Annotated in this window: 6 protein-coding genes; 1 reads left to right on the top strand and 5 read right to left on the bottom strand. The window is 69.5% G+C overall.

Going from position 1 to position 9,090, the window contains the following annotated elements; all coding sequences use genetic code 11:
- Window positions 1-16: 16 nt before the first annotated feature.
- On the bottom strand, window positions 17-808 hold the full coding sequence (locus tag ACQKIP_RS31590; RefSeq protein WP_365855823.1) for an aldo/keto reductase: 792 nt from the start codon (window positions 806-808) through the stop codon (window positions 17-19).
- 329 nt (window positions 809-1,137) lie between these two features.
- Between ACQKIP_RS31590 and ACQKIP_RS31595 the strand changes: the two genes are divergently transcribed.
- A complete protein-coding gene (locus ACQKIP_RS31595) occupies window positions 1,138-2,175 on the top strand; it encodes a chitinase (protein ID WP_365855634.1) in 1,038 nt (345 codons plus the stop codon).
- A 12-nt stretch (window positions 2,176-2,187) separates the two neighbouring features.
- Here the strand turns inward: ACQKIP_RS31595 and ACQKIP_RS31600 are convergent, their stop codons facing one another.
- The 4 genes from ACQKIP_RS31600 to ACQKIP_RS31615 form a co-directional block, all read right to left on the bottom strand.
- Complete coding sequence (locus ACQKIP_RS31600) at window positions 2,188-2,973, bottom strand: ABC transporter ATP-binding protein (RefSeq protein ID WP_365855632.1); 786 nt, start codon at window positions 2,971-2,973, stop codon at window positions 2,188-2,190.
- Complete coding sequence (locus tag ACQKIP_RS31605; RefSeq protein ID WP_365855630.1) at window positions 2,970-5,732, bottom strand: ABC transporter permease subunit; 2,763 nt, start codon at window positions 5,730-5,732, stop codon at window positions 2,970-2,972. The genes ACQKIP_RS31600 and ACQKIP_RS31605 overlap by 4 nt, the downstream gene beginning before the upstream one ends.
- A 16-nt stretch (window positions 5,733-5,748) precedes the next feature.
- Window positions 5,749-7,011: an ABC transporter substrate-binding protein gene (locus tag ACQKIP_RS31610; RefSeq protein WP_365855628.1), complete on the bottom strand. Its 1,263-nt coding sequence runs from the start codon at window positions 7,009-7,011 to the stop codon at window positions 5,749-5,751.
- Window positions 7,012-7,121: 110 nt separating this feature from the next.
- Window positions 7,122-8,945, bottom strand: a complete 1,824-nt coding sequence (locus ACQKIP_RS31615) for an AMP-dependent synthetase/ligase (RefSeq protein ID WP_365855626.1) — start codon at window positions 8,943-8,945, stop codon at window positions 7,122-7,124.
- Window positions 8,946-9,090: the final 145 nt, after the last annotated feature.

Here is a 9,090-nt window from a genome sequence, read left to right on the forward strand (position 1 = left end):
CTTCAGGTCCGGCTTTCTAGACCACGTCGAACGTGGCCGGGTCCGGCCCCAGGCGGCGGTCCTCGTTCAGGGCGCTGATCGCCGAGATGTCCTCGGGGTCGAGCTCGAAGCCGAAGACGTCGATGTTCTCCTTGATCCGCGACGGGGTCACGGACTTGGGGATCACCACGTTGCCCAGCTGGATGTGCCAGCGCAGGACGACCTGCGCGGGCGTGCGGGCGTGCTTCTGGGCGATCGCGACGATCGCCGGGACCTCGAGCAGACCCTTGCCCTGGCCGAGCGGGGACCAGGCTTCCGTGGTGATGCCCTGCTCCGCGTGGAACTCGCGGGCGGCGCGCTGCTGGAGGTGAGGGTGGAGCTCGATCTGGTTGACCGCCGGGATGACCGACGTCTCGCCCAGGAGCCGCTCCAGGTGCTCGGGCAGGAAGTTCGAGACGCCGATGGCCTTCGCGCGGCCGTCGGCGTAGATCTTCTCGAAGGCCTTGTACGTGTCGGCGGCGAGGTTCTTCGAGGGCAGCGGCCAGTGGATCAGGTACAGGTCCACGTGGTCGAGGCCGAGCTTCTCCAGGGACGAGTCGAAGGCGCGGAGCGTCGAGTCGTAGCCCTGGTCGTTGTTCCAGAGCTTCGTCGTGACGAAGAGCTCGTCGCGGGCGACGCCGGAAGCGGCGATGGCCCTGCCGGTGCCCTCTTCGTTGCCGTAGATGGCAGCGGTGTCGATGCTGCGATACCCGGCCTCCAGCGCCGTCGCGACGGCAGTCTCGGCCTCGTCGTCCGGGACCTGCCAGACGCCGAAACCGAGCTGCGGCATCTCGACGCCATTGTTCAGGATGATCGGGGGGACCTTGCTCACGAGCTCTCGATCCTTAAGTCGTCGGGTGGTACTCCCATGGTCAACGATCAGGTGCGGTGCTGCATTCCTTGAACACGCGCGAGTGAAGTCCGGTCGTTTTTGGTCCGCACCATTGACCGCGTTCCGTCATGCCGCGACTCTATTGCACGCTGCTGAACGCAGAACACTCATGTGAACGCTCGGTGAACTCCTCGCAGCGCCCTGCTTCAACCCCCTCAACAGGGGACTCCCGCGTCTTCAGATCGTTAGGAACCTTTCCTGACAACGCAAAGGAGAGCACACCCCCCATGTCACACACCCCCCGCAAGACCCACCGCAGAACCCTCACCGCACTGACCACGGCCGCAGTCCTCGCCGCGGCGGGCTCCCTCGCCCTGGCGGCGCAGTCGTCGGCCGCACCCCCTCAGGCGCCGGCAGCAGTTACGGCCAAGGCGTCCGGCACCATCCACGCCGCCCCGTACGAGTACCTCGGCTGGGGCAGCCCGCAGAAGCCCACCGACGTGATGGCCGCGACCGGCGTCACGTGGTTCACGCTCGCCTTCATCCTGTCCGACGGCGGCTGCAATCCGGCCTGGGACGGCAACCGCCCGCTGAAGGGCGGCTCCGACGAGTCCGCCATCAAGTCCATACGCGGCGCCGGCGGCGACATCGTCGTCTCCGTCGGCGGCTGGAGCGGCGCCAAGCTCGGCGAGAAGTGCTCCAGCGCCACCGCGCTCGCCGGGGCGTACCAGAAGGTCATCGACGCCTACAAGCTCAAGGCATTCGACGTCGACATCGAGAACACGGAGTTCAGCAACGCGACCGTGCGCCAGCGCGTGGTCGACGCCCTCAAGATCGTCAAGCAGAAGAACCCCGGCATCGTCACCTACGTGACCATGGGCACGACCCCGAGCGGTCCCGACGCCACCGGCAAGGACCTCATCAAGCGCGGCGCGGCGGCCGGCCTCGACAACAACGCCTGGGTGGTCATGCCGTTCGACTTCGGCAGCCACAGCGGCTCCATGGGCGACGCCTCCGTCAGCGCCCTCGAAGGCCTGAAGAGCACGGTCAAGAGCGCGTACGGCTACAGCGACGCCGACGCGTACAAGCGCATCGGTGTCTCCTCGATGAACGGCAAGACCGATGTGGCGGGCGAGACCGTCACCACGAACGACTTCAAGAAGATCCTGGCCTACGCGCAGCAGCACCACATCGCGCGGTACTCCTTCTGGGCCGTCAACCGCGACCGCGACTGCTCGTCCGGGGGCAGCGCGGGGGACTCGTGCAGCGGCGTGTCGCAGGCACCGTACGAGTTCACCAAGATCGTTGCCCAGTACGGGGGTTGAGGTCGCGGCACGCTAGGTCGCGGCGGTTCCGAGATACGCGTCCCGCACCAAGGGGTTCGCGCGTACCTCGGCCGCCGTGCCCTCGGCGAGGACCTTGCCCAGGTCGAGGACCACGACGCGCGCGCACAGCTCCATCACGAAGGCGACGTTGTGCTCGACGAGGAGTACGGCGCAGTTCTGCTCCGTCGCGAGGTGCCGGACGACGGCCGACAGCTGGGCCCGTTCGCCGGCCGTCATGCCGGAAGCGGGCTCGTCCAGGAGCAGCACTCCCGGCGGGTCCGCCACCGCGCGCGCCAGTTCCACCATGCGGGCCCGGCCGACGGGGAGCGCGCCCGCGTAGTCGTCGGCCAGTTCCTCGAGTCCGCACTCCGCGAGCACGGTCGAGGCGCGGGCCCGCCTTCCCTTCTCCTGTGTACGCCGGGTGGGCGCCGCAAGGAGATCGGCGGCGAAACCGCCACCGCCGCCCCGCCACTCCTGCGCGACGAGCAGGTTGTCGGCCACCGTGAGCTGGCCGAAGAGCTGCTGGCGCTGGAAGGTGCGGCGCATGCCGTGCCGGGCGCGCCAGACGGGGGAGCGGCGGGTGATGTCGGTGCCGTCGAGCAGGACACGGCCCCGGTCGGGGCGGCGGATGCCGGAGACGACGTCGAACAGGGTTGTCTTCCCCGCCCCGTTGGGTCCGATGAGGCCGCAGACCTCGCCGGGGCGCAGGCTCAGGTCCACGTCGGTGAGGGCATGGATGCCGCCGAAGCTGACCGTGATGCCGCGGGCTTCGATGATGCGGTCGCTGCGCTCGCTCATGGCCGGCCCACTCCTTCGGTACGGTCCTGCGCGGCGATGCCGAGATAGGCCTCGGTCAGCTGATCCGCCCGTACCTCGGAGCGCGGGCCGCACCACGAGACCCGGCCCTGCGCGAGGTAGGCGACGGTGTCGGCGATGCCGAGGATCTCGGCGGCCTTCTCCTCCACCAGGAGCAACCCCGTTCCTGCGTCGCGGAGTTCGGCCAGCAGACGGTAGACCTCGTCGACGACGCGGGGGGCGAGGCCGAGGGACGGCTCGTCCGCGATCAGTACCTTCGGCGGGCGCTGGAGCAGGGGTGCGAGGGCGAGCATCTGCTGTTCTCCCCCGGAGAGGGAGCCCGCGGTGACCTTGCGCCGTGCGGCGAGGCCGGGGAAGCGGGTGTACACGGCGTCGCGGGCGTCCCCCTCCGGGAGGTGCAGGGCGAGGTTCTCCTCGATGGTGAGGGAGGGGAAGATGCCGCGGCCTTCGGGGGCGAGGACGACTCCCGCCCGGGAGCGGTGGACGGGGCCGGTGCGGGTGGCGTCCTTCCCGGCGATGCGGATCTCCCCCTCGGCGGGGGTGAGCAGCCCTGCGGCGACGCGGCAGGTCGTGGACTTGCCCGCACCGTTGGGGCCGAGGAGGGCGACGATCTCGCCGGGGCGGACGGTGAGGGTCACGCCGTGCAGGACGGGGGTGCCGTCGTAGCCCGCGTGGACGTCGCGCAGGGCCAGAGCGGGCGTTCTTTCCCCGATCCCGCCCCTTCCGGATATCGGCTCCGCCGCCACCGGTGGTCGTCGGGCACCGGCTCCGCCGAGTTCGTCCTCAAGCTCCCCGGGGCTTCGTCCGAGGTGACCCCCAAGGGCCGAACCCCCCGCCACGCGCCGCCGATGCAGCCGAACCGAAACCGCCGCGCAGTACCCGTCAGGATCATTGGCCAGCGCCAACCCCGCCAACCCGAAGAGAATGACCGGCAGTTGCACGGACTCCGTGACGTAATCCGCGATCAGATGCGGCACGATCGCGAAGACCAGCCCCGCCACCACCGCGAACTGCGGCCTCCGCACCCCCGCGGCCACCACCACCGCCAGCCACACGAGCCCCGTCATCGCGGTGAAGTCCGTTGCGGTGATGCGGGTGTTGAACGACGCGTACATCACGCCGCCGAACCCCGCGAGCCCCGCCGACAGGGTGAAGAGGAGCAGCTTGGTCCGCACGACCGAGACCCCGGAGGCCATGGCGGCGGCCGGAGCGGACCGCACCGCCAGCATCGCCCGGCCCGTCGCTGACCCCCGCAGCGCACTCAGCGCGGCCACTGCCACCGCCACCAGGACGACCATCGCCACGCCCATCGCCCGGTCGTCGCTCAGATCGACGGGGCCGAAGACGGCTCGCGGGATCTCCCACCCGGTGTCGCCGTTCCTCAACCACCCCATCTGGAAAAGGACTTGATCGGCGAGGAAGGCCAGGGCGAGGGTGGCCAGAGCCAAGGACCGCCCACCCAACCGCAGCGCAGGCAGCGCGACCAGGGCGCCCAGCAACGCCGCCCCGCACGTTCCCACCGTCGCCGCGGCGATGAACGGCCACCCGTGGCTCATCAGGAGCCCCGCCACGAGAGCCGCGCCCGTCACGAACGTCGCCTGCGCGAGCGACACCATCGCGCCGAGCCCCGTGACCATGGTGAAGGAGACGAAGACCAGCGAGATCGCGAGCCCCTGCGCGAGGATGCCGCTCCAGAACGGCGTGGTCACCGTGTAGAAGGACAGCGCAAGCAGCATGCCCCCCACCGCCCACGGGCCCCACCTGCGCAGCCACGATCTGCCCGCGAGGTAGTCGATCGGCGGCGCGTCCACCGCCGCCGTGCCCGCCGTCCGCTGGCGCCGCGTCATCACGAGCAGCCCGGCGAAGAGGATCAGGAACGGGACCGCCGTACGGAACCCGGTGATCTTCTCCGCGAAATCCGCGTACCCGGCGACCAGATTCTGCAGCACGCCCAGACCGAGCCCGCCCGCGAACGCCAGCGGAACCGACATGAAGCGCCCGAGCACGGCGGCGGTGGCCGACACGAAGAGGAAGAGGGTGAAGTCGTGGGACGACAACCCCAGCAAGGGCGTCGCAAGGACACCCGCCAACCCCGCAAGACCCGACGACAGCATCCACGCCACCGAGGAGAGCCGGTCCGCGCTCATGCCCCGTAGCTCCACGAGCGACCGGTTGTCCACCGCGGCCCGCAGCCGAAGGCCCAGCGGTGTGTGCCGCACCAGAACCCACAGGCCGATCGCGACCACGGCGGTCGCGACCCATGTGATCAGCTGGTCGGAGTCGATGCCGACCCCGTCCATGAGCTGCCAGTTCTCGGCGGGGCTCGGCCCGACGCCCGGCAGCCCGAACTGGTTCTCGGCCGGTTTGACGGGCGCCCCCGCGTCATCTAGGAGCTCCACGATCCACAGACCGAGCGCGGGCAGCGCGACGAGCAGCCCGATCGTCGCCACGATCTGCGCGGTCTCGCCGACCCGCGCCAGCTTGCGGAACATCAGCCGGTCAAGGCCCCAGCCCAGTGCGGGCGCCACGACACAGACCAGGAGCAGCGCCGTCGGCACGGCGGGCCAGCCGAAGCCGGAGTGGAGTTCGTAGAAGGCGAGCGCGCAGAGGTAGGCGGTGGCGCCGTGCGCGAAGTTGAAGAGGCCGGATGCGGAGTAGGACAGGACGAGGCCCGTCGCGAGCAGCGCGTACAGGGCCCCGGAGACGAGACCGCTCAGCACGAATCCCAGCAGGTCGGACATGGGCTGCCCCGCCGCTCTACTTGAAGGGGATGGGCTCGTAGCACGTGAAGGGCGCCGACACCTCGTACTTGCCGCCCTTCAGCTGGACGAGCGCGCCGCAGCCGAACGACTCCTTCTGGCCCTTGGGCAGGCTGCGGTCGCCGACCATCGTGTCCTGGTCGGAGAAGCCGTTGGCCGCCTCCTGGAAGGAGTCGACGGTCAGGTCTTTGCCCGCCTTGTCGGCGACGGCGAGGAAGAGGTCCGCCGACATATAGCCGGTCATCATGTGCATGTTGAGCGGCACGTCCTCGCCGGCCGTCTTCCTGATGTCGGCCTTGAACTGCTTCATCGCCGCGGTGTTCTGCTCGAACGGCTGGAAGGAGAGGAGGATGTGCACGCCGTCGAGCGCCTTCTTCGTGGCGCTCTTGGCGAGCAGGCCGGGGTCGTAGTCGGTCGGGTCGGTGATCACGCCCTTGAATCCGGAGCGCTTGACGGCCGTGAACAGGCCGATGTTGTACGGGGTCTGCATCACGGAGACGACGACGTCCGGCGCCTTGCCGCCGTCGGAGCGCAGGATCTCCTTGGTGTACGCCGACCAGTCGCTGGGCACGGAGGTCGCGGGGACCGTCGATTTGGCGTACGTCACCTTGTAGCCGGCGGCGGCGAAGCTCTGCTTGTAGGTGCGGATGGCGAAGGTGCCCGCGTCGTTGTCGTTGGCGAGGATCGCCACGGACTTGCCCTTCGATCCGTCCGTCACCTTCTTCAGGCCCTCGGGCCAGCTCTGCGTGATGGTGCCGCCCGGCATCGGCACCATGCAGCCGCCGAAGCCGTACATGTAACTGGGGCCGCAGAAGGGCGGGATGGTGCCCCAGCCGAACGTCGGGACCTTCTGCTTCTGTAGGAAGTCCGATCCGGAGAAGGTCACCGAGCTCATCGGCGCGATCGCGAACACCTTGTCCTGCTGGACGAGTTTGCGCGCCGCCGCGAGATTCTTGCCGGGGTCCTGGCCGTCGTCCTCCGCGCCCAGGTAGTCGATCTTCCGTCCGTGTACGCCGCCTTCGGCGTTCGCGCGCTCGAAGCGCGCCTTGGCCCCGAGGTCGGTGTCCTTCTTGCTGTAGCCGCTCGCGGTCGTCATGGAGACGATGCCGCCGACCTTGACGGAGTCGGCGCTCACCCCGCGTACGGAGTCGCCCGCCTTGCCGTCGCCGCCCGAACCGCTGCTGTTGGATGCGGAGTTGCAGGCGGTCGCGAGCAGCAGTGCGGCCACGGTGGCGGTGATGGTGCGGATCGAACGCGACACGGGTCAGCCCCCTCCGACGAAGTGAGGGTGATTCTGTGCGGGACCTGATGAACCGTCAATAACCGGCGCATCGGTAATTGATGAACCGTCAGAAACCTGCCCCGCTCACCTCACGCCCGGTAGAGAGCCTCTACCTCCGCCGAGTAAGCCGTCTCGATGGCCTTGCGCTTGAGCTTCAGCGAAGGGGTCAGCAACCCGTGCTCCTCGGAGAACTGGTGGGCCAGTATCCGGAACGTGCGGATCGACTCGGCCTGCGAGACCAGGGTGTTGGCGGCCACCACGGCCCGGCGCACCTCGGTCTCCAGATCCGGGTCGCGCACCAGGTCGTTCGGGGGCATCGACGGCTTGCGCCGCATGGTCAGCCAGTGCTCGACGGCCTCGCCGTCAAGCGTGACGAGCGCCGCGATGTACGGCCGGTCGTTGCCCACGACGATGCACTGCGCGACCAGCGGATGGTCGCGCACCCGCTCCTCCAGCTGCCCCGGCGATACGCTCTTGCCGCCGGAGGTCACCAGGATCTCCTTCTTGCGCCCGGTGATCGTGAGGTAGCCGTCCTCGTCGAGCGCGCCCAGGTCGCCGGTGGCGAGCCAGCCGTCGTGCAGGGTCGCGTCGGTGGCCTTGGGGTCGTTGAGGTAGCCCTGGAAGACGTTGCCGCCGTTCAGCCAGATCTCGCCGTCGTCCGCGATGTGCACGGTGGTGCCGGGGATGGCCTGGCCCACCGTGCCGTAGCGGGTGCGCTCGGGCGGATTGGCGGTCGCGGCCGCGGTGGACTCGGTCAGGCCGTAGCCCTCGTAGATCTCGACGCCCGCGCCCGAGAAGAACAGGCCAAGGCGCCGGTCCATCCCCGAGCCGCCCGACATCGCGTGCCGCACACGGCCGCCCATGGCGTCGCGGACCTTGGAGTAGACGAGCTTGTCGAAGAGCGAGTGCTGCATGCGCAGGGCCGCCGAAGGCCCCGGTCCGGTGCCGAAGGCCTTGGCCTCCATCGCGTCCGCGTACCGCACGGCGCATTCCACGGCCTTGTCGAAGGGTCCCGACTTGCCGTCCTTCTCGGCCTTGCGCCGTGCCGCGTTGAAGACCTTCTCGAAGATGTAGGGCACGGCCAGGATGAAGGAGGGGCGGAACGCCGCGAGGTCCGGGATGAGCGCCGCCGCGTTCAGGCTCGGCTGGTGGCCCAGCTTGACCCCGCCGCTGACCCCGGCCACCTGCACCATCCGCCCGAAGACGTGCGCCAGGGGCAGGAAGAGCAGCGTCGTCGCCTCGTCGCCGCGCCGGGAGTGGAAGACGGGTTCCCAGCGCTGGATGACCGTCTGGGCCTCGAACATGAAGTTCGCGTGGGAGATCAGGCAGCCCTTGGGGCGGCCCGTGGTGCCCGAGGTGTAGATGATCGTGGCGATCGAGTCGGGCGTGACGGCGCGCCGGTGGCGGTTGACCACCTCGTCGTCGACGTCCTGCCCCGCGCGGTTCAGCTCGTCCACGGCGTCGGCGTCCAGCTGCCACAGCCTGCGCAGCTGCGGCAGCCGGTCGATCACCGAGCCGATCGTCATCGCGTGGTCCTCGTGCTCGACCATGGCGGCCGACACCTGCGCGTCGTGCAGCATCCAGAAGACCTGCTCGGCGGAGGACGTGGGGTAGACCGGCACCACCTGGGCGCCGACCGTCCACAGCGCGTAGTCGAAGAGCGTCCACTCGTAGCGGGTGCGGCACATGATGGCGACGCGGTCACCGAAGCGCACGCCCTGGGCGAGCAGTCCCTTGGCGAGCGCCATCACCTGGTCGCGGAATTCGGCCGACGTGACGTCGCGCCACTCGCCGTCCGTCTTGCGGCCGAAGGCGATGTGGAGCGGATCGGCGAGGGCATGGTCGAACACGACGTCGGCAAGGCCGCCCACCAGCGGCGCCGACGCCATCGGAGGGTTCGTGAACTCGCGCAATGATGCTCCTTGTGGCGCTCCGCACAGCGCCGGTGACGGTACCCCACCGCGGAGCCCGGCGGGAGAGGGGTGACCGACCCCTCGGTACGTACCATTCACGCTGGTCACACGGGTAAATCCGGCCACAAGGGGAGAGGGCGGGACC

Origin of the sequence: Streptomyces sp. NPDC059900, assembly GCF_050270335.1 — a bacterium.
GTDB lineage: Bacteria > Actinomycetota > Actinomycetes > Streptomycetales > Streptomycetaceae > Streptomyces.

What these genes read in the sequence shown, in the direction of transcription:
- ACQKIP_RS31600 (WP_365855632.1), bottom strand. Translation starts at nt 2,973, where the DNA reads ATGAGCGAGCGCAGCGACCGCATCATCGAAGCCCGCGGCATCACGGTC.
- ACQKIP_RS31590 (WP_365855823.1), bottom strand. Translation starts at nt 808, where the DNA reads ATGCCGCAGCTCGGTTTCGGCGTCTGGCAGGTCCCGGACGACGAGGCC.
- ACQKIP_RS31595 (WP_365855634.1), top strand. Translation starts at nt 1,138, where the DNA reads ATGTCACACACCCCCCGCAAGACCCACCGCAGAACCCTCACCGCACTG.
- ACQKIP_RS31605 (WP_365855630.1), bottom strand. Translation starts at nt 5,732, where the DNA reads ATGTCCGACCTGCTGGGATTCGTGCTGAGCGGTCTCGTCTCCGGGGCC.